The 21,119-nt window shown below is 32.8% G+C and carries 18 protein-coding genes, 2 tRNA genes and 1 pseudogene; 17 read left to right on the forward strand and 4 right to left on the reverse strand.

The genetic code is table 11. The annotated features are described in order from the left end of the window. The first annotated feature begins 214 nt into the window (after positions 1–214). The 14 genes from K5V07_RS07965 to K5V07_RS08030 all read left to right on the forward strand — a co-directional run bounded on the left by K5V07_RS07965 (position 215) and on the right by K5V07_RS08030 (position 13,815). The gene (locus tag K5V07_RS07965; protein WP_221917047.1) at positions 215–1,750 is read left to right on the forward strand and encodes a glycoside hydrolase family 10 protein; all 1,536 of its coding nucleotides are present in this window, start codon (positions 215–217) and stop codon (positions 1,748–1,750) included. A gap of 14 nt (positions 1,751–1,764) precedes the next feature. Continuing rightward, a complete protein-coding gene (locus K5V07_RS07970; protein WP_221917048.1) occupies positions 1,765–3,090 on the forward strand; it encodes an MFS transporter in 1,326 nt (441 codons plus the stop codon). A gap of 156 nt (positions 3,091–3,246) precedes the next feature. Beyond that, positions 3,247–4,854, forward strand: coding sequence for a glycoside hydrolase family 3 protein (locus K5V07_RS07975; protein ID WP_221917049.1), 1,608 nt, complete (start codon positions 3,247–3,249; stop codon positions 4,852–4,854). A gap of 127 nt (positions 4,855–4,981) precedes the next feature. After that, the gene (locus K5V07_RS07980; protein ID WP_086453956.1) at positions 4,982–5,620 is read left to right on the forward strand and encodes a peroxiredoxin; all 639 of its coding nucleotides are present in this window, start codon (positions 4,982–4,984) and stop codon (positions 5,618–5,620) included. Positions 5,621–5,706: 86 nt separating this feature from the next. Beyond that, positions 5,707–6,015: a co-chaperone YbbN gene (locus K5V07_RS07985; RefSeq protein ID WP_144890923.1), complete on the forward strand. Its 309-nt coding sequence runs from the start codon at positions 5,707–5,709 to the stop codon at positions 6,013–6,015. A 109-nt stretch (positions 6,016–6,124) separates the two neighbouring features. After that, the gene (locus K5V07_RS07990; RefSeq protein ID WP_086453945.1) at positions 6,125–6,382 is read left to right on the forward strand and encodes a hypothetical protein; all 258 of its coding nucleotides are present in this window, start codon (positions 6,125–6,127) and stop codon (positions 6,380–6,382) included. 170 nt (positions 6,383–6,552) lie between these two features. After that, a complete protein-coding gene (gene tpx / locus K5V07_RS07995) occupies positions 6,553–7,050 on the forward strand; it encodes a thiol peroxidase (protein ID WP_221917050.1) in 498 nt (165 codons plus the stop codon). 10 nt (positions 7,051–7,060) lie between these two features. Continuing rightward, positions 7,061–7,438, forward strand: a complete 378-nt coding sequence (locus tag K5V07_RS08000; RefSeq protein WP_182651996.1) for a diacylglycerol kinase family protein — start codon at positions 7,061–7,063, stop codon at positions 7,436–7,438. 15 nt (positions 7,439–7,453) lie between these two features. Beyond that, on the forward strand, positions 7,454–9,898 hold the full coding sequence (locus K5V07_RS08005; RefSeq protein WP_221917051.1) for a DNA translocase FtsK: 2,445 nt from the start codon (positions 7,454–7,456) through the stop codon (positions 9,896–9,898). Positions 9,899–9,937: 39 nt separating this feature from the next. Then, the gene (locus K5V07_RS08010; protein ID WP_221918161.1) at positions 9,938–10,591 is read left to right on the forward strand and encodes an outer membrane lipoprotein carrier protein LolA; all 654 of its coding nucleotides are present in this window, start codon (positions 9,938–9,940) and stop codon (positions 10,589–10,591) included. Between the two features lie 8 nt (positions 10,592–10,599). After that, entirely contained in the window at positions 10,600–12,036 is a 1,437-nt protein-coding gene (locus K5V07_RS08015; protein ID WP_144890931.1) for an LptF/LptG family permease, read from the forward strand. A 6-nt stretch (positions 12,037–12,042) separates the two neighbouring features. Next, a complete protein-coding gene (gene ribB, locus K5V07_RS08020; RefSeq protein ID WP_221917052.1) occupies positions 12,043–13,176 on the forward strand; it encodes a 3,4-dihydroxy-2-butanone-4-phosphate synthase in 1,134 nt (377 codons plus the stop codon). A gap of 166 nt (positions 13,177–13,342) precedes the next feature. Next, positions 13,343–13,427 (forward strand) — tRNA-Ser (locus K5V07_RS08025). 303 nt (positions 13,428–13,730) lie between these two features. Then, positions 13,731–13,815, forward strand: a tRNA-Ser gene (locus tag K5V07_RS08030). 66 nt (positions 13,816–13,881) lie between these two features. Here K5V07_RS08030 and K5V07_RS08035 read toward each other — a convergent pair. The 4 genes from K5V07_RS08035 to K5V07_RS08050 all read right to left on the reverse strand — a co-directional run bounded on the left by K5V07_RS08035 (position 13,882) and on the right by K5V07_RS08050 (position 17,751). Continuing rightward, a complete protein-coding gene (locus K5V07_RS08035; RefSeq protein WP_221917053.1) occupies positions 13,882–14,886 on the reverse strand; it encodes an LLM class flavin-dependent oxidoreductase in 1,005 nt (334 codons plus the stop codon). A gap of 225 nt (positions 14,887–15,111) precedes the next feature. Continuing rightward, positions 15,112–15,450: a hypothetical protein gene (locus tag K5V07_RS08040; protein ID WP_255577842.1), complete on the reverse strand. Its 339-nt coding sequence runs from the start codon at positions 15,448–15,450 to the stop codon at positions 15,112–15,114. A 79-nt stretch (positions 15,451–15,529) separates the two neighbouring features. Next, positions 15,530–16,567, reverse strand: a complete 1,038-nt coding sequence (locus K5V07_RS08045) for a response regulator (RefSeq protein ID WP_255577843.1) — start codon at positions 16,565–16,567, stop codon at positions 15,530–15,532. Continuing rightward, positions 16,564–17,751 (reverse strand): PAS domain-containing sensor histidine kinase, encoded by a 1,188-nt coding sequence (locus K5V07_RS08050; protein ID WP_221917054.1) that lies wholly within the window; start codon positions 17,749–17,751, stop codon positions 16,564–16,566. Before K5V07_RS08050 ends, K5V07_RS08045 begins: the two co-directional genes overlap by 4 nt. A gap of 231 nt (positions 17,752–17,982) precedes the next feature. On the opposite strand from K5V07_RS08050, the gene K5V07_RS08055 reads away from it, so the two are divergent. The 3 genes and pseudogenes from K5V07_RS08055 (at position 17,983) to K5V07_RS08065 (ending at position 21,099) form a co-directional block, all read left to right on the forward strand. Then, complete coding sequence (locus K5V07_RS08055; RefSeq protein WP_221917055.1) at positions 17,983–18,636, forward strand: BON domain-containing protein; 654 nt, start codon at positions 17,983–17,985, stop codon at positions 18,634–18,636. Positions 18,637–18,935: 299 nt separating this feature from the next. Beyond that, positions 18,936–19,643: pseudogene (locus K5V07_RS08060) on the forward strand (type 1 glutamine amidotransferase domain-containing protein). 1 nt (position 19,644) lies between these two features. Then, positions 19,645–21,099, forward strand: a complete 1,455-nt coding sequence (locus K5V07_RS08065) for an OmpA family protein (protein ID WP_221917056.1) — start codon at positions 19,645–19,647, stop codon at positions 21,097–21,099. Positions 21,100–21,119 lie beyond the last annotated feature (20 nt).

Below are 21,119 nucleotides of genomic sequence, written 5' to 3' on the forward strand. Positions count from 1 at the left end.
AAGTTGTTAATTTACAAATATAAAAATATCACTTGGTTTTAAACCAAAAAATAGAGAAGATAAAAGAACAATTTAGAATCTTAATTTGAAAGATGGCGAATGAAACTCTAGTTTTGGTCTACAAATTGCAATGTTGTTTTAGTGAATATTTCAAATTTTGGCATTCTATTTCACTAAAAAAACTATTTTTGAAAATTAAAACGATTTGACTTTAATGAAGACTCATAAAAACCACATATTTCTCACTATTCTTTTACTCCTTTTTTTTACAAACGGTATAGCGCAGTCACCAACTCTTCATCCAAAAAATGAATTTAGAGCTGTATGGATAGCAACTGTAGTAAATATTGACTGGCCTAAAAAAGGAACCGATAGCGTAAGCAAACAAAAAACGGATTATCTAGAACTCCTTGACACTTATAAAAAACTAAATTACAATGCTGTTATAGTGCAAATAAGAAGCGTGGGTGATGCATTTTACCCTACACAACTTGCGCCATGGTCACGTTTTTTAACAGGAAAAGAAGGAAAAGCTCCAGATCCTTACTACGATGCACTTCAATGGATGATTACTGAAGCACACACTAGAGGTTTTGAATTTCATGCGTGGTTAAATCCATACAGAGCTACGATGGATTACAATACCCAAATATTAAGTTCTGAGCACGATTATTTCAAACACCCTGAGTGGATGATCAAATATGGTGGAAAAATATATTATAATCCAGCTTTGCCAGAAGTACAAGCACATTTATTGAATGTGGTAAATGAAATAGTGACAAATTACGATATTGATGCCATTCATTTTGATGATTATTTTTACCCATATCGCATTCCGGGAGAAGAATTTAATGATAGTGCGTCTTTTAAGTTATATGGAAACGTTATGAAACTAGAAGATTGGAGACGCTCTAACGTGAACACTTTTGTAAAAGATGTAGCTGTTACTATCAAGAAAAATAAGCCTTGGGTTCAATTTGGCATAAGTCCCTTTGGAGTATGGCGCAACAAATCAGTTGATCCAAAAGGTTCTGATACCGAAGCAGGTCAAACCAATTATGATGATTTATTTGCCGATCCTCTGGCTTGGATGGATCAAAAATGGATTGATTATATTATTCCGCAGTTGTATTGGAGCATTGATCATCCAAAAGCATCGTATGCAAAACTTCTACGCTGGTGGTCTGAAAACTCTAATAATACAGCCATTTACATCGGAAATAGCAGTTATAAAGTCAACGCAGATTCTGATAAAAAATGGAACAATCCCAATGAAATACCCAATCAAATTGATTTAACCAGAACGTATAAAAACGTGCAAGGAAATGCTTTTTTTAGCGCCAAATCATTTGTAAATAAAAATCAAAATGTTACGACGCTACTAGCACAAAACCAATATAAATACCCAGCATTACCTACCGTGGTTCCAGCTGCCATTAAGAAAAATGAAGTTGTACCAGCAGTTCAAGCGGCTTTTAGTAATGAAATTGCATCGGGATTTCAAATTGTATATCCTACGGGCTCAAAGATGCGTTATGCAGTACTTTACGGCTCTTCGGCCAATGCTAAAATCGATTTTAATGATGCAAGTCACATTATAGACAAAGTAGCTTTGATTGAAAATTTAGAAACGCTGCAAATATTTGTTCCAACTTATAAATTGCATAAAAACAAAACCTGCGCAGTTACTTTTATTGACTATTATGGAAATGAAAGCGCCCCTACATTTATAAACGTAGCAGAACACTAAATTTCTAAAAATTTATGGCAACAGATAATAGACCTTGGTACTGGATACCACTTTTAAACTTTGCATCGGGATTTCCTTATGTAATTATTATTTCCGTTTCTGTATTGATGTACAAAAACCTAGGTATTAGCAATGAGGACATTGGCTTTTACACAAGTTTACTCTATTTACCATGGGTAATTAAACCATTGTGGAGCCCATTTATAGACTTGCATGGAACCAAAAGAAATTGGTTTTTAAGCATGCAATTATTCATCTCCATTGCATTCTTACTTGTTGGCTTTATTATCCCTACAAGTCAGTTTTTCTTGTTGAGTTTATCCATTTTTTGGGTAGCAGCATTTGCATCAGCTTCTAATGATGTGGCAAGTGATGGATTTTACATGCTAGCATTGAGCAAAGATCAGCAGTCTTTTTTCCTAGGAATTAGAAGTACATTTTACAGAGCTTCTATGCTTACAGGAAATGGATTGATTATTTTGCTTGCAGGTTATCTTGAACATCATTATGCTAATACGCAAAAAGCATGGTCCTATACAATGATTTCCGTTGGTTTAGTAATGATTTTCTTAACGATTTATAATTATTTTTCTACTCCAAAAAAAGAATTAACATTAGAAACCGTTGTAAAAGAAGAAAAGAATTTCAGCACCGTTTTTGCTAGTTTTTTCAAAAAGAAACAAATCGGTTTAATTCTGGCTTTTATTTTGCTTTTTAGGCTGGGAGAATCTCAACTTCTTAAAATGCTTACTCCTTTTTTAGTAGATAAAAAAACAGTAGGTGGACTCGAATTAACCACCGAAAATGTGGGACTTATTTACGGGACTTTTGGGTTAATTGCGCTAACTATTGGTGGGATTTTAGGCGGTATTGCTATTTCAAAAAAAGGATTGGGCTATTGTATGCTACCTATGATTTTGATCATGCATTTGCCTATTATTGGATTTGTATTGTTAGCTCATTTTCAACCAACTACACTAATTAACCTTAATTTAGACTTGAATCTTTTTACTATCGATTGGTCTTTTAATCCATATATCACTGCTGTGGTTATCATTGAACAGTTAGGCTACGGTATAGGTTTTGCAGCCTTTATGATGTATTTAATTTATGTAGCCGAAGGAGAATCAAAAACATCACATTATTCTATAGCTACAGGTTTTATGGCACTTGGAATGATGTTACCTGGCATGTTGAGCGGATACATTCAAGAATATTTAGGGTACGGCAATTTCTTTATTTGGGTGTTTTTAGCAACCATTCCAGGAATCATTTTGTCCAGATATTTAATTTTTCCAAAGGATTTTGGTAAAAAATCAGAACAAGAAAAAACAAACTAGCTTTTTTTAACATATAAGTTATATAAGTTCTTTTAAGTAGGTAAGTCTTTCTTAAAATGACTGTTTTTATACACTCCGATTTATGTAATTATTTATTCTATATAATTTAACTTACATGACTTATAGGTTTAAAATTAGCGACATATTCCTTTCAAAATGACATTAGAACAAAAAGTAGGTCAATTTTTCTTTCCAGCTGTTTTTATCAATGACAGCGAAGAGCACATTCAAGAAATGGAATCTCTTATAAAAAAATACAACATTGGTGGACTGACTTTTTTTCACAGTCGTGCAAGTGCTGCAACAAATTACGAATCGAATAAAAAAATAGAATTCAATGATGATAGCGCCATTCGATTACAAGAATTGATTGTCCGCTATCAAAAATGCGCCTCTACTCCCCTTTTAATGAGCATTGATGCCGAATGGGGTTTGGCCATGCGCGTAGAAAAAACACCTCAATATCCGTATGCCATTGCACTGGGCGCTTTACCACAGAGTGAAATTGATTTGGTTTATCATGTTGGAAAACAAATAGGATTAGATTTAAAATCAGTTGGAATTCATTACAATTTAGCACCTTTGGCTGATATTAATAACAATCCCAACAATCCTGTGATTGGGTATAGATCTTTTGGCGAAGACAAAAAAAAAGTAGCTGATTTTGCTGTTGCTTATTTACAAGGCCTTACTGACGCCCGAGTTTTAGGCTGTCTTAAACATTTTCCAGGTCACGGAAATACTAGCGTAGATTCACATTTAGGATTACCAGTGCTTCAAGAATCACGAGAAGAATTGATGGAAAATGAATTAGTACCTTTTATAGAAGGAATTAAAAATAACGTCGATTCTATAATGATTGGTCATTTAGCAGTGCCGTCTTGGAATGAAAACCAAAACATATCGGCTACCTTATCAAAAAATATAATCGAAACACTTTTGCGAAAGCAACTGGGTTACAAAGGTCTTATTATATCTGATGCCTTAAACATGCACAGTGTTTCTAAATTATATGAGAAAAAAGGACAACTAGAATGGGAAGCTTTTCACGCTGGAAATGATGTATTGTGTTTTGCTGAAAACGTAGCCGAAGGAATAGATGAAATTGTAAAAAATGCATCTCTTGAAAGGATTAATGCAAGTTTTGATCGCATCATGCAGTGCAAAGAAAAAGTTGGGATTCTTGACATTGACAATCAAATAGATACTAATAAAAAAGTCGATTTTGATTTTAAAAAAACATCCGACTTAAATTCTAAAATTGCCCAAAAGAGCATAACTACTTTAATAGATTCGGACAACACAAATTCCATTTTTGAAGCACAAAAAAAGAATAGTTTAGCCAAAGTAAGTATTTACAAAGAGGCTAATAATTATTTTTTCGAAACTTTAGAATCCGAATTACCGACTTCAAATTTCTATTGTAATGCTAATAGTAATGATTTAGAAACTTTAAAAAGTCAATTGGATGCATTTGAAACGGTTTTGGTCGCTCTTTTTGTACCGAAAGCAAAACCTTTGCATAATTTTGAAATCGAAGATTCGGTTTTGCATTTTTTAAGTGAATTGCTTCAAAATAAAAACTGTTTTGTGTACACTTTTGGAAATCCTTATGCTTTACAAATTATACCCAACTTAAAAAAAGCAAAAGGTTTAGTACACACCTACCAAGATTTTAAAGAATTTCAGGAAATTACTGCTGAGCAGCTTTTGAATAATGACAAGAGTAAAGGTACACTTCCCGTAAAAATTAACATGTTATAAATTTAAATTTCATGTCATAAGAAATCCTTATCAATCAATAAACATTTATAATCATTGAGCGTTTTATTTATTACAAAGTATGACTACTTTTGCACCATCAAAAAAACAACAATTTAAAAGTAAAAAAATGTCATTAGTAGGTAAAAAATTTCCAAGTATTGCAGTAGACGCCATCTCTGAAATGGGTGATAATTTAAAAATAAATATTTTTGAAGAAGCTACAAACAACAACAAAAAAGTATTGTTGTTTTGGTATCCAAAAGATTTTACTTTTGTTTGTCCAACTGAATTACACGCTTTTCAAGCAGCATTACCTGAATTTGAAAAAAGAAATACAATTGTAATTGGTGCATCTTGCGATACTAACGAAGTGCATTTTGCATGGTTGAACACACCAAAAAACAACGGTGGAATTGAAGGTGTTACTTATCCAATTCTTGCTGACACAAACAGAAACCTTTCTAACATTTTAGGTATTTTAGATATAGAGTCAACTGGATACAGCGAAGAAACTGATTCTATCATTATTGAAGGATCAAATGTTACTTACAGAGCTACTTATTTGATTGACGAGACTGGTAAAATTTTCCACGAAAGTGTTAACGATATGCCACTTGGCCGTAACGTAAACGAATACTTACGTATGGTAGACGCTTACACACACATACAAGAAAAAGGTGAAGTATGTCCTGCTAACTGGGAAGCTGGTAAAGAAGCAATGAGTGCTGATAGAATTAGTACTGCTGAATACTTGAGTTTAAACTAATATCAATACAATATCAATTGCAATTTCGAATTTCATTTAAAAAAAATTGAAATTTGAAATTGCAATTGAATTTTAAATAAAAAAATATGTTAATCGAATTAACCGATGATACGCTTAAAGATTTAATTGCAAAAGAGGAAAAAGTGGTAGTGCAATTTTCTGCTTCTTGGTGTGGAAACTGTCGTATCATGAAGCCTAAGTTCAAAAAATTAGCTTCAGAAAATGAAACTATAACTTTCGCTCTTGTTGATGCTGAAAACTTTCCAGAATCAAGAAAATTAGCTAACGTGAGTAATTTACCAACATTTGCAACATTTGTAAACGGACAATTGGTAAACGAAACTCAGACCAATAAAGCCGAAGTTTTAAACGAATTGGTAAAAGAAATAGTGTAATGATATTTTTGTTTAAAGTTTAAAATTCCATGCATTACTTAAAATTCTAATGCAAATGAAATTTAAAACCTTTTACTTATAAAAATTAGATACTGAAAATTTATAAAAAATGAAACTACCCGTAATTAAACATTTAACTCAATTTATTGAAGAAAATGACGAAGACTTTTTAATTGAAACCATTGATGTTCTTGAATCTATGACTGAGATTTCGTCCTTAAAAGATGAAGAATTAGATGTTATAGGAGAGTTAATTTCAAATATGTATGGTGCCTTAGAAGTACACAAACTTGTTAAAAATGGCACTGATAAAAAAGAAGCTTTAAACTCCTTCATGAAACGAGTTTTAGGTTCTATTGACAAATAATCAGTACTACAATAAGAATATAACGCACACTTTTTAGGGTGCGTTTTTTTTGGTTAAACCAAAACAACTACAAAGATTAATTATAAAAAAACAACTATTTTAGAACAGTTTTTGAGTCATTATTCTTAAATAAATTTCATACTTTTGAACTTCATAAAAAAACACAAAACATGGCTACAATAACATTAGGAGGAAATCCAATACACACTTCGGGCGAATTACCAACTATAGGAAGTAAAATTACTGATTTTAAATTAGTTAAAACTGATTTATCAGTTGTATCATTACAAGATTTTACTGGTAAAAGATTAGTTTTAAACATTTTCCCAAGTATTGACACAGGAACTTGTGCAGCATCTGTTAGAAAATTTAACGAAAGTGCAAGTGCTTTAGATAATACTATAGTTTTGTGCATTTCTAGAGATTTACCATTCGCGCAAAATCGTTTTTGTGGTGCTGAAGGTTTAGAAAATGTAGTAAATTTGTCTGACTTTGTTGAAGGAAACTTTGGTAAAACAAACGGCTTAGAAATTACAGATGGCCCACTTGCAGGATTACACTCAAGAGTTGTAATTGTTGTAGATGAAAATGGTGTTATTACCCATACAGAACAAGTAGCTGAGATTGCTGACGAACCTAATTATGAAGCAGCTTTAAGCGTTCTATAAAACTTACTTAATGGAGTTCAAAAAAGACAATACTTTTTTTACAGGGCGATTAAAAAGTTTTCGTTTTGCTTTTAATGGCGCAACCAAATTAATACGAACAGAACACAGCATTATGGTACAATGTTTCCTTGGAGTCATTGTAACCATAGCTGGTTTTTATTTTGGTATTTCAAAAACGGAATGGTTAATACAAACCCTAGCTATAGGTATGGTAATAAGCATAGAAGGGTTAAATACTGCGGTGGAAAAGATTGCTGATTTTATACATCCTAATTTTCATGAAAAAATTGGGTTTATCAAAGATATTGCTGCTGGTGCTGTTTTCTTCGCGGCTATAACAGCACTTGTTATTGGTTTAATTATTTACTTCCCCTTCTTTTCTAGGTAATTTATAAATACATCAATGGCAAAAACAGTAAAAGCACCTATCAATAAAAAGAAGGAAACTACTTCTACGAGTACCCAAAAAATCCAAATCTCTAAACAACAGAAAATAGTTTTTGGCACCATGCTAGTACTATTCTCTGTGGCCTTGTTATTGGCCTTTATTTCATTTTTCATTTACGGACAGCAAGATCAAAGTGCAGTTCAAGAAATAACTAGTAGAGAAGAACTTGTTCAAAACTGGCTTGGTAAATTTGGAGCACTACTAGCAGACACTTTTGTTTATAAAGGTTTTGGTGTTGCTTCTTTTATATTTGTTCGCTTATTTTTCTTATCAGGTATGTATCTTATCGTGGGAATTCCCGTTAAGAGATTGAAAAATATTTGGTTTTGGGACTTATTTGCAATTATTGTGCTTTCAATTCTTTTTGGTTTTTTTGCTACTTCACTACCCGAATTAGGGGGTATTATTGGTTATGAACTCAATTTATTCTTACAAGATTATTTGGGTAAAACGGGAACCTTGCTTACCTTAATTTTCGGATTGGTGATTTATATCATTTTCAAAATGAAACTTTCGCCGGAAACCATTCAATCCTTTTTTGATAGATCCAAAGAGAATACAATAGAATCTGTAAATGCTTCAACAAAAAATGAATCCAATAGTAATTACAACTTGGAGGAATTTGCTGTTGATGAAGAAGAAAAAGATGATATTCATTTAAAAACGAATGGAAATCAATTTGAAATTAATAAAGAAGCGCTTAAACCTACTATCAACAATGCATCTGATCTGATAAGAGAACCTGTAACAAAACCACTCTCAATGGTTGTTGCGCCTCAAAGGGAACCTGAAATCATTAAAAATACCGAAGATACTTTCGTGATTGAAAAAGCTGCTGAAGAAGATATCATTGAAGAGAATCTGGCTTCAAGGCTTGTGGCTGATTTTGGGTTATTTGATCCAACTCTTGATTTATCAAATTATAAATTTCCTGTAATTGATTTACTAAAAGAATATTCAACCGGAGGTATTACAATCAACCAGGCAGAACTAGAAGAAAATAAAAACAGAATTGTAGATACACTCCGTAATTACAAAATTGAAATTGCACAAATAAAAGCTACCGTAGGTCCATCGGTTACATTATACGAAATTGTACCCGAGGCTGGAATTAGAATTTCAAAAATTAAAAGTCTTGAAGATGATATCGCATTGTCTTTATCCGCTTTAGGAATACGTATTATTGCTCCTATCCCAGGAAAAGGAACTATTGGTATTGAAGTACCAAATAAGAACCCTACTATGGTTTCTATGAAAAGTGTCATTGGCTCAGCCAAATTTCAAGAGGCCGAAATGGAATTACCTATCGCACTTGGAAAAACTATTTCTAATGAAACTTTTGTTGTGGATTTAGCCAAAATGCCGCACTTATTGATGGCAGGTGCTACTGGACAAGGAAAATCAGTTGGGTTAAATGCGGTTTTAACATCATTATTGTACAAAAAACATCCAGCAGAAGTAAAATTTGTGTTGGTCGATCCAAAGAAGGTAGAACTTACTCTTTTTAATAAAATAGAACGCCATTATTTAGCAAAACTCCCTGACATGGATGATGCTATTATTACAGATAATGCTAAAGTTGTAAATACATTAAACTCTCTTTGTGTAGAAATGGACAATCGTTATTCCTTATTGAAGGACGCGATGGTACGAAATATCAAAGAGTACAACGACAAATTTAAGGCTAGAAAATTGAATCCAGAAAATGGACACCGATTTTTACCCTACATTGTTCTTGTAGTAGATGAATTTGCCGATTTGATCATGACTGCAGGTAAAGAAGTTGAAGTCCCTATTGCACGACTGGCTCAATTAGCCCGAGCTATTGGAATACATTTAATTATAGCAACTCAGCGTCCATCTGTGAATGTAATTACAGGTTTAATAAAAGCCAATTTCCCTGCGAGAATTGCATTTAGAGTAACTTCAAAAATTGATTCAAGAACAATTCTGGATACACAAGGAGCTGATCAGTTGATTGGACGTGGAGATATGTTATACACAAATGGTAATGATGTAGTTCGTGTACAATGTGCATTTATTGACACGCCAGAAGTTGAAAAAATAACAGAATTTATTGGAGCTCAAAAAGCCTATGCTACTGCGTATTTGCTCCCAGAGTTTATTGGAGAAGAAAGTGGCATTAATCTTGATATAGATATTTCTGAAAGAGATACGCTTTTCAGGGAAGCTGCAGAGATTATTGTCAATGCACAACAAGGTTCGGCTTCATTACTCCAACGTAAGTTAAAATTAGGTTACAACAGAGCAGGCAGACTTATTGATCAATTAGAAGCTGCTGGTATAGTTGGACCATTTGAAGGAAGTAAAGCAAGAAGCGTAAACATACTTGATATGAGTTCTCTAGATCAATTTTTCAATAATGAACAAAATAATTAAAACATGAAATTAAACGCTTTGAAAACAAAAAAGATTGAGATGAAAACTTTGAGTTCAAAAATTATCACTTTTAGTATACTTTTTTTACTTACGATTTCAGTTTCTGCTCAGGATAAAAAAGCTAAAGATTTACTTGATCAAGTAACAGCAAAAGTTAAAAGTTACAATAACATCACTATCGATTTTAAATATTCCCTTAACAACTCTAAGGAAAATATTAACCAAGATAGCAAGGGAAATGTTACCATGAAAGGAAATCAATACGTATTGAATTTCATGGGAGTTACTAAAGTTTTTGATGGAAAAAAAACATATACCATAGTACCCGAGGATGAAGAAATTACAATTTCAACTGTAAATGAAAAAGATGACAATGCCATAACACCATCAAAAATGTTAACCTTTTTTAATTCAGGTTATAAATACACGATGGATATTGTTCAAAATGTTAAGGGTAGAAAAATTCAATATATAAAATTAGTACCTGTAAGTACAAAAGATCAAAGAAAAGAGGTTTTATTGGGTATTGATATTCAAACGAAACACATTTATAATCTTATTGAAATAGGTAAAAAAGGAACAAAAACCACATTAACCGTTAATTCTTTTAAAACCAATCAACCTTTGTCAAAAAATCAATTTACCTTTGCGGCAAGTAAATATCCAAATTACTACATCAACAAATTAGATTAATGCACTAGGTGAAAATTCTTGACAAATACTTATTAAAAACGTTCCTGACTACATTTACAACTGTATTTGTAATCTTATTTTTTATTTTTATTTTACAAACCGTTTGGTTATTTATATCAGAATTAGCGGGTAAAGATTTAGACCTAGTAATGGTTATTAAATTTTTAGCCTTTGCGATGCCTCGTATAGTTCCGCTCGTATTACCATTATCTATTTTACTAGCTTCAATAATGACGTTTGGGAATCTTGCTGAAAATTATGAATTTGCAGCCATGAAATCCTCTGGAATATCACTACAAAGAGCCATGAGAATGCTAACAATTTTTATCATATTGTTGAGCATCATGGCTTTCTTTTTTGCCAACAATGTTATTCCATATGCTGAATATAAGTTTATTAATTTCCGTAAAAATATAGCTCAAGTAAAACCAGCACTTGCTATTGCTGAAGGACAATTTAATGATGTAGGGTTTTACAACATTAAAGTCAACAAAAAATCAGGAAAAGAAGGCAATGAGCTTACAGGAATAACCATTCACAAAAAATCTAAAATTGGTGATGGGAGTAAAACAGTAATAAAAGCCAAAAATGGTTCGTTAATAAGTAGTGAAGAATCTAGTATTCTCCAATTAGTTTTAAACGATGGGTATTATTATGAAGATATTGTTCCAAAAAACTATGAAGATAGAAGCAAAATGCCTTTTGCTAAAAGTTCATTTAAAAAACAAATTATAAATATTGATTTATCAGAGTTGAATAAAACTGACGTCAACGATGCATCGGTAACCAATACCAATACGATGTTAACGATAAATGAACTGTCATATACCCTTGATTCTCTAAACAAAAATATTAAAACGGAAGTTAAAAATTTTACAGAAAATCCAACTGCAAGAATAAATTATCCTGCTCCAAAAGTTTTCCCAAAAACAAAAGTCAAAAAAGAGCTACCTACTGATATTTTGAGTTTGTATACCAATCAGCAAAAATCAGATATTTTAAAAATAGCAAGTAGCAACATTACCAACACCTCCTACTCTATTGAAACAATTAGAAGTGAAATTTTGAACAAACAAAAAAACATCAACAAACACCTAATTGCATTTTACGACAAATTTGTAATTGTATTTGCCTGTTTTTTAATGTTTTTTATTGGTGCACCCCTTGGAGCAATAATTAGAAAAGGTGGTTTAGGATTGCCAATTGTTTTTGCTGTTCTTATTTTTATAACCTACCATTTCATCAATACATTTGGAAAAAGACTTGCACAAGAAGATGGAATGACTCCTTTTTTAGGAGCTTGGCTATCCTCTATTATACTAACACCTTTTGCTATATTACTAACCTATCGTGCAACTAACGACATAGGACTTATTAATATGGATGTAATTCTTTTGCCTTTTCAAAAGTTATTTAAAAAATTATTCCCAACAACACAAAACTAACACACAATGAGCTCAAATACAATTCAACTTAACACTATTGAAGAAGCAATAGAAGACATCAGACAAGGTAAAATAATCATAGTGGTTGATGATGAAGATCGTGAAAACGAAGGTGATTTTTTGGCTGCAGCCGAAATGGTAACACCCGAAATGATTAACTTCATGGCTACACACGGACGTGGATTAATTTGTGCGCCATTGACAGAAAACCGTTGTAAAGAATTAGGACTTCATGTAATGGTAAGTAATAATACAGATCCTATGGAAACTGCATTTACAGTTTCGGTAGATTTAAGAGGAAATGGAGTTACTACGGGAATATCAGCATCTGATAGAGCTAAAACAATTCTTTCATTGGTAGATCAAAATACAAAACCACACGACTTAGCTAGACCTGGACATATATTTCCGCTTATAGCAAAACAAGGTGGTGTATTAAGAAGAACAGGTCATACAGAGGCTGCCATTGATTTTGCAAGACTTGCTGGGTTTAAACCTGCCGGTGTCATTGTAGAAATAATGAATGAAGATGGAACTATGGCTCGTCTTCCACAATTAGTAGAAGTTGCCAAGAAATTCAATTTAAAATTAGTCTCAATTGAAGCCCTAGTAGCGTATAGAATGCAACATGATAGTTTGATTGTAAAAAAAGAAGATTTCAATATAGAAACCCGTTTTGGCACTTTTAGATTAAGAGCTTACCAACAAACAACAAACAAGCAAATTCATATTGCCTTAACCAAAGGAACTTGGAACTTAGGTGATTCCATACTCACCCGAATTAACTCGTCACTTGTGAATAATGATTTATTGGGGACATTAACTAATAATGCCGACCAACAATTAGATGACATGTTTAAGGTGATTAATGAAGAAGGAAAAGGGGCGTTAATTTTCATAAATCAAGACATACAATCTTTAAACTTTTTAAATAGATTGACTGAGTTAAAAGTTTTACAGCAAAATGGAACTCTAAAAGCACCAAAAATTATTATAGATAGCAAAGATTTTGGTATCGGTGCTCAAATATTACATGACATTGACATTTCAAAAATAAGATTAGTAACCAATACCGAAGGCACAAAACGCGTTGGAATGATTGGTTATGGATTAGAAATAAAAGAATACGTAAGGTATTAGTTTGTTTTGAAAAAAAAGTAAAAAATAATTTATTTGTAACCATAAGATTATGAATATTTTATAAAATAAATCAAAATTATCTTTATTTTTTTTCAAAAATACACTTGCATAACCCAAAAAGAACGCTACATTTGCAGTCGAAATCAGATAATGAGATTGACATACTGGAGAAATGGCAGAGCGGTCGAATGCGGCAGTCTTGAAAACTGTTGACTGTAACAGGTCCGGGGGTTCGAATCCCTCTTTCTCCGCAAGAAAAGCCCGAAACGCAAGTTTTGGGCTTTTTTATTTCATAAAAGCCTTAAAAATTTTCTGTTACAAATGTTTTCGTTTTCATTACACCACTCCCCTTCTAGAGATTCGGTATTAATCCAATTTTCTTAGCAAAATATAAAGATGAAAAAATTGTGGTATTTTTTTGTTTTAAAAAATTGATCCGTATACCATACTTATTTTTTAACATTCTTTTTTTAGTAAAATCATAATAGAATGTTGCAGATTCGAAAAAAATTATTATATTTGCACTCGAAATCAAAAAATGATAGCGACATACTGGAGAAATGGCAGAGCGGTCGAATGCGGCAGTCTTGAAAACTGTTGACTGTAACAGGTCCGGGGGTTCGAATCCCTCTTTCTCCGCGGAATTAAAAGCGAAACGCTGTAAAACTTAAATTTTACAGCGTTTTTTTATTGGTAACTACCCTATCATTCATTAATCGCATCCATTACCGATTTAGAAATCTGTAAACTCTTTAATTTATCTTGATGGTCAAAAATGGGGCTGGTAATCATCAATTCATTTATGCGAGTATATTGAATAAATTCTTTTAAATCTTTAGTCAGTTTCTCTTTACTTCCTGTAAAGGTGCAAGCAGTCATTTGATTCACGTGAAAGCGTTCTTCCTCATTCATCATTTCATTAAGAGATGCTACGGGAGGTTGCAAACCTTTTCTATCGTTTCGTATTAAATTCAAAAACATTTGATACAAACTAGTCGATAAAAATTGAGCTTCTTCATCAGAGTCGGCTGCTATGATATTCACGCAAGCCATTGTTTTGGGTTCGCTCAAAAAGGTAGAAGGTTGAAAATTTTCTCTATAAAATTCAAATGCCTGTAGCATTTGTCTGGGTGCAAAATGTCCTGCAAAAGCATACGGCAAGCCATATTCAGCTGCCAATTTTGCACTATCCATACTCGAACCTAAAATCCAAATGGGCACATTCATCCCTTCGGCCGGAAAAGCTCTTACTTTTCCTGTAGCATTGGCCTCCGAGAAATATTTTTGCAATTTGGATACATTCTTGGGAAATTGTTGGGCTTCTTCAAAAAAATCTTTTCGAATGGCTTGTGCTGTCAAGGCATCAGTTCCTGGTGCTCTTCCAAGACCTAAATCAATTCGGTTAGGATACAAAGTAGCCAAGGTGCCAAACTGTTCCGCAATGATCAATGGCGAATGATTGGGCAACATGATCCCACCTGATCCTACCCGAATATTTTTAGTTTCACTGGCAATATAACCAATCAAAACCACCGTTGCCGTACTGGCCACATGAGCCATATTATGATGCTCTGCCAACCAAAACCGATTGTATCCCATATGATCTGCCAGTTGCGCTAACTCTTTGGTTTTTTGAATGGTTTTACTGGCATTGCTGTTTTCAGTAATTAAAGCCAATTCTAATAAAGATATAGGAATAGCGTTTTTCATAAAAATTTTATTTGTAGTACAAAATTAGGCATTAAGATGATGAGGCTATCTTTTGAGGTGTTAATTGAATTATAATGTTTGAATGGAAGCCTAACCAAAACCAGTAAGCTGAGTTTGATAACTAATTTTTGTGTATCGCTATTTCAGGACAAGACATTTGAAATTGTCCTTGGTTGATTATTGTGATCCAATATTGAAATAGGATATTGTAAGGAAATATACTGACTAGGAGTCAAATTTTTTTATAAAATAAAAAAAGGCTTGATCGCTAATGATTGATATGGAACTAGCGAACTGATTAGAAATGTTATAGCTATTTACTGTAATAGGGTAATTGATATTTAAACCATTAATCTTACTCAAAAGATCAGGATATAGATTCCAATAATCGATTAAAGATTTAAAATCAGCTTCATCTAGAATCAGTTTTTCGAAGTAATTATAGTACACCATAGTTACTGGAAAATCTATTTTTACGATATCATCAGTAGCATTTGCATTAATATTATCTACTACTTTTTGATAATCGGCAACAGTATTTACGGCACTTTTAATGAACTTCAAACCTCATCTTTTGAATATTGAAAACAAACAAATTTCAATTTCAATTTATTAATTAAAATCTACATCTTTTAATAAGAAACTAGTTCTTCATTTTACTGATTTTATCATAATCAAGAATTGTTACTGTACTTCCTTTTCTTTCAATCAGTCCTTCATTTTTAAATTCGGTTAAGGTACGGCTAACGGTTTCAGAGGCAGTTCCAGTAAGTGCTGCGAGTTCATCCCTACTAATTCTAATAGTACTATCATGCTTAAACAACTGCAAAAGTGCTTCGGCAATTCGTTTTCTTACTGATTGGTAAGCTAGCTGCAGTAGACTCGCATCTTTGTTTCGAATTTCATTGGATAATATTTCAAGAAATTTTCCAGCAATGTCAGGGTACTGCTGCAACATTTTATCAAATTGTATTTTAGGAAAAAAACACAAATAACTATCTTCCATGGCAGTTGCCGTATCATCATACGGTTTATTGCAAAGAATGATATTTATCCCTAAAAAATCCTCCTCTTGGTATATTCCTGTCATCAGTTCATGTCCATCTTCGGTCATTTTAATAGTCTTAATTTTCCCCGAGACTACAAGGTAAATTCCTGTTGCATTATCGCCCTCATAATGTATTACCTGATTCTTTTTAAAAAATCTAGTTTTTCGTTCGTCTATAATTTTTTTTAATTTTTTTAATCCACTGTTTTCAGAAACCAGCTTATCTAAATTTTCTAATGATTTACTATAAAAATGGTGCTGGCTTTCTTTTTTTTTTAATCTGCTTTCAATAGCATTTAAAAGTTCTAATCTCCCAAATGGCTTTGTAAGATAATCATCGGCACCCATTTCCATTCCCTTACGCAAATCAAGTCGCTCGGATTTTGAAGTAATAAAAATAAAGGGGATAGCAGTGGTTTCTAGATTTTTATTTAAAAGATACAGTACATCATAACCATCTAGCACAGGCATCATGATATCACACAAAATTACATCAGGTAAATAGAGTAAAGCTTTATCAACTCCTTCCTTGCCATTTTTAGCAACAAAAACTTCATAGTCTGCCAATTCAAGAATTTCTACTATATTTTCTCTTATTTCATTATTGTCTTCAATTACTAATACTTTGCTCATATCGATAAAAATGTTAGTGTGAATGATGTTCCTTCATTTATAGTACTTACATAGGATATAGAACCATTCATTAAGGCGATATAACGTGCTACAATATTTAAACCAAGTCCAGTTCCTGGGATATTACCCGTATTATGTGCTCTGAAAAAAGGTTCAAATAAATGCAATTGATCTTCTTCAGGAATTCCAATTCCTTCATCCTTCACGCAAATGATACAATTGCTGTCATTAATTTCTGTTGTAAATTCAATAGTACAACCATCCTCTGAATATTTTATAGCATTGGTAATTAGATTGATAATACTATTTTTAATTAAATTCTGGTCTAGGGTTATGAGTTTCTGATATCCATAATGCGTAAAATGTATTTGCTGTTTTTCTTTGGCTAGTACTTGCATCTCTTCTGTAATTTCTTCCGCTAATTGTACCAGATCAAAACATGTGGGTTTAGCTTTTACATTGCCTACTTCTAATTGTTCTATGTATAAAAAATCATTCAATACAGTAGTTAAATTTGTTACAGCATTAATTATTTTACCCGCATGTTTAATGATATTAGCATTATTTAACGGCTCAGCATATTTTTCGATAAGAGAAGCTGATAAATGTGCCGTGCTCAATGGAGTTCGAAATTCATGCGAAGCCATAGATAAAAACCTATTTTTTAATTTACTGATTAGTTTTTCCTTCTCTAAACTGGCACTTACTTTTGCTTTTGCTTTTTCAAGTGCTTTAATCGTATCGTTTAAGGTTTTTGTTCGCTCTTCTACAAGTTCTTCTAGATGGGAAGCATAATTTTTAAGGCGTTCTTCATCCTTTTTTTGCTGGGTAAGATCATGAATAAATCCGGCGTAAATTTTTCTTCCTGCATGTTTCACTTCACTTACACCTATTTTAAATGGAAATTGATAACCATTCTTAGTTTTACCAATGAGTTCTCTTCCTATTCCCATAATATGTGATTGACCAGACATTTTGTAGTATTTTAAATAGGAATCATGAGCCACTTTATCGTTAAAAGGCATTAGCATTGAAATATTTTCACCTAATACTTCTGGTTCAGCATAATCAAAAAGTTTACATGCAGATGGATTTATGCTTTCTACAATGCCCAATTCATCAATAGTTATGATACCGTCAATGGCGTTATGCACAAGGGCATCTAGTAAAGCAGATTTCTCCATAACTTATTTTGTCAAAGTGTATTGACTTATGTAAAGATAAGTCTACCTAAGTAGTTAACTCCTTATAGTATTATATCTATATCTTTTGAAATTTACTCTTTTAAGCTTTAAAGAATCATAAGTGATGTAAATCACTTATAGTTCAGCCGATGCTCATTTCAATACAATACTATATAAACCAACTTTGTAAAGTGCTTTAAAACAATATAGTATTGATATTAAAAACGGAAAATGATAACAGATGATATTTTACGGCAAAATGTAATTCAAGCATTAAAATGGGACCTTTTTAGTGTTGATTGCATTATAATTGTCATTTCAAATAATGGAGTAATAACTCTAAAAGGTAATGTAGATACCTATAAAAAGAAAACGCAAGCCGAAAGAATATCAAGTGCAATATCCGGAGTACAATCAGTAATCAATAAAATTGATGTAACTATAAATCGCTTGGAACAGAAAAAAGATATAGCAATCACAAATGAAATTCTTACTGTTTTCAGATGGAACTGGAATACACTAAATGATACCATTAAAGTTAAGGTACTTGAAGGATGGGTAACGCTATCTGGAGAATTAGAATGGAACTATCAGAAAGAAGCTGCCAGACAAGCTATTGTAAGTCTAATTGGTGTAAAAGGAGTTAGCAATAAAATTAAAATAAAATCTCAATCGGGTACTAAAATAGACAAAACGACTCTTAGGCTTGCACTAGAAAACCATCTTGCATTGGATTCAAAAGATATAGAAATTGAGGTATTAGATTCAAAGATAATTTTAAAAGGGACTGTGGAATCATGGTATCAAAAAGAAATTGCAGGATTTATTGCTTGGAAAACAAGAGGCGTTATTAGTGTTGAAAATGAATTATTGATTGAAGAATAATAGATTAAATCATTTAAAATCTAACTAAAAAACTAAACATCACCAAATTTTAATTGGTATGGAATATTTTAAAAAACGAAAATAAAACTTTAAAAAAATCCTGTTTTCTTTTCAAAATTAAAGTTTAAAAGTGCTTGGCATCACTTTTTGATGTGCGTATGGTCATTTCCAATTCAACCAAATAGACTCAAATTTGAATTTAAAAGTTTCTTGAATTACGATACGGGTAAAATACTGTAAATAGATAATCTCAAGTAGAATTCTAAAAAAGAATAATATTTTAAATAAATAGTAGCGACATGAAAATACTTATTGTACTTACATCACATGATGTTTTAGGAACCAGTGGCCTAAAAACGGGGTTTTGGATAGAGGAATTCGCAGCTCCTTATTTTATTTTTAAAGATGCAGGTGCTATAATCACAATTGCTTCTCCAAAGGGCGGTCAGCCTCCAGTTGACCCGAAGAGTGAAGACAAAGAAGCACAAACCGAATATACTCAAAGATTCTACAAAGACAATACTGCTATTGACCTTGTAGCGCATTCTATAAAATTAAGCGAAATAAACTAAGCGGATTATGATGCTGTATTTTATCCTGGTGGCCATGGTCCGTTATGGGATTTGGCAAATGATCCAGATTCTATACATCTCATTGAAGACTTTTGCAATAACAAAAAACCAATTGCCTTTGTATGTCATGCACCAGCTGCTTTAGTACATGTTAAAATTCAAAATGGCAATTATTTAGTAAAGGGAAAACAACTAACCGGATTTTCTAATACCGAAGAAGAAGCAGTCCAGCTAAGCAAAATAGTACCTTTTTTACTGGAAGATGAACTTACTAAATTAGGTGGACTTTATAGTAAGGGAAAAGATTCTGAATCTTATGTAAAGCAAGATGGTTTGCTGGTCACAGGACAAAATGCAGCCTCATCAGTAGCGGTGGCAAAATTACTGCTAGAAACACTTGAAGGCGAAAAAATTACTAATCTAAATGACAATTAAAATGAAAAAAATACAACTAGTATGTATATGCTTAGCGTATGCAGCAGCATTAAATGCACAAACTGCCGATAAAAAATGGAACATTGGTATTCATGGAGGTGCAACACAATATCATGGAGATCTTGGACGCAGTTTTTACAAAACAGATAAAGCTATGTATGGCTTTGGAGGTGTATCTGTTTCTAGATATTTAGGAAAACTTTTTGATGCCAATTTATTATTAACCAAAGGTACTATTGGATACAATGGTGACACGGGGAGTTTTAAAAGCGATTTTAATGCAGCTTCATTCAACCTGCGTTTCAACCTGACGGCTCCTGAATATATTATTAGACCTTACGTGTTAGCTGGTGTTGGTATTATCCTTTTTGACAATCAGGTTAATTTTGATCAAGATAGAATTGACTATGCCTTGCCTACTGCAGGAGGAGGTATCAATTTTAGATTATCCCCAGAAATTATGCTAAATCTTCAAGAAACTTTTTCTTTCTCTAATAAAGATCGAAGAGATGGAGTGACAGCAGGCGAAAAAGACAGCTACCTCTCGCACATGATTGGGCTAACCTTTAATCTTGGAAGTGTAAAAGATGCCGATCAGGATGGAGTTTCAGACAAAAATGACAACTGTTCTGATACTCCAACAGGAATTAGTGTGGATAAAAAAGGCTGTCCTTTAGATCGGGATAAAGATGGTATTGCTGATTATTTAGACAGTTGTCCCGACGTTTCAGGAACTGCTTCATTGAATGGTTGTCCAGACAAGGATAACGATGGTGTTGCTGATTCAGAGGATAGATGTCCAGAACTAGCGGGTCCTAACGCTTTAAAAGGCTGTCCAGATAGTGATAACGATGGTGTGCCTGATTTAGATGATAAATGTCCCAATACAAAAGCAGGAAGTCGTGTAGATAAAGTGGGTTGTATCATGGATAGCGATAACGATGGTGTCATGGACGATATGGATCGTTGTCCTGATGTTGCAGGATTACTAGCTTTAAAAGGATGTCCGGATAGCGATGGAGACGGAATTGCTAATTTAGACGACAGATGTCCCGAAGTTAAAGGTACGATGGCAAACAAAGGATGCCCCGAAATTACAAAACAAGATGCAGTGCGTATTACTTATTTAGGAAGCAAAATATTCTTTGAAAACAATAGCGATAAACTAAAAGTAGCCTCCTTATCGCAACTGGATGAACTTACAAAAATACTATTCAAATACGATGCTGCTAGTTTAGTCATTGAAGGTTATACAGATAGTAACGGATCAGATCAATTTAATATTGAATTATCACAAAAACGAACCGAGTCTGTTCGGAATTATTTGATTGGGAAAGGAATTGCTTCGGCCAGAATAACAGGAATAGGAAAAGGCGAAAGTAATCCTATAGCAACCAATACTACAGCTCTGGGACGTGCTAAGAATCGTAGGGTTGAATTGAAAACAAACTATTAAATTAATTTAGTGAAGATTGA

It is taken from the genome of Flavobacterium sp. CHNK8 (assembly GCF_019774515.1).
Classification (GTDB): domain Bacteria; phylum Bacteroidota; class Bacteroidia; order Flavobacteriales; family Flavobacteriaceae; genus Flavobacterium; species Flavobacterium tiangeerense.

Bases quoted from the DNA above. Each gene is read 5' to 3' on its own strand.
- K5V07_RS07965 (WP_221917047.1), top strand. From the start codon at position 215: ATGAAGACTCATAAAAACCACATATTTCTCACTATTCTTTTACTCCTT.
- K5V07_RS07970 (WP_221917048.1), top strand. From the start codon at position 1,765: ATGGCAACAGATAATAGACCTTGGTACTGGATACCACTTTTAAACTTT.
- K5V07_RS07975 (WP_221917049.1), top strand. From the start codon at position 3,247: ATGACATTAGAACAAAAAGTAGGTCAATTTTTCTTTCCAGCTGTTTTT.
- K5V07_RS07980 (WP_086453956.1), top strand. From the start codon at position 4,982: ATGTCATTAGTAGGTAAAAAATTTCCAAGTATTGCAGTAGACGCCATC.
- K5V07_RS07985 (WP_144890923.1), top strand. From the start codon at position 5,707: ATGTTAATCGAATTAACCGATGATACGCTTAAAGATTTAATTGCAAAA.
- K5V07_RS07990 (WP_086453945.1), top strand. From the start codon at position 6,125: ATGAAACTACCCGTAATTAAACATTTAACTCAATTTATTGAAGAAAAT.
- tpx (WP_221917050.1), top strand. From the start codon at position 6,553: ATGGCTACAATAACATTAGGAGGAAATCCAATACACACTTCGGGCGAA.
- K5V07_RS08000 (WP_182651996.1), top strand. From the start codon at position 7,061: ATGGAGTTCAAAAAAGACAATACTTTTTTTACAGGGCGATTAAAAAGT.
- K5V07_RS08005 (WP_221917051.1), top strand. From the start codon at position 7,454: ATGGCAAAAACAGTAAAAGCACCTATCAATAAAAAGAAGGAAACTACT.
- K5V07_RS08010 (WP_221918161.1), top strand. From the start codon at position 9,938: ATGAAAACTTTGAGTTCAAAAATTATCACTTTTAGTATACTTTTTTTA.
- ribB (WP_221917052.1), top strand. From the start codon at position 12,043: ATGAGCTCAAATACAATTCAACTTAACACTATTGAAGAAGCAATAGAA.
- K5V07_RS08035 (WP_221917053.1), bottom strand. From the start codon at position 14,886: ATGAAAAACGCTATTCCTATATCTTTATTAGAATTGGCTTTAATTACT.
- K5V07_RS08045 (WP_255577843.1), bottom strand. From the start codon at position 16,567: ATGAGCAAAGTATTAGTAATTGAAGACAATAATGAAATAAGAGAAAAT.
- K5V07_RS08050 (WP_221917054.1), bottom strand. From the start codon at position 17,751: ATGGAGAAATCTGCTTTACTAGATGCCCTTGTGCATAACGCCATTGAC.
- K5V07_RS08055 (WP_221917055.1), top strand. From the start codon at position 17,983: ATGATAACAGATGATATTTTACGGCAAAATGTAATTCAAGCATTAAAA.
- K5V07_RS08065 (WP_221917056.1), top strand. From the start codon at position 19,645: ATGAAAAAAATACAACTAGTATGTATATGCTTAGCGTATGCAGCAGCA.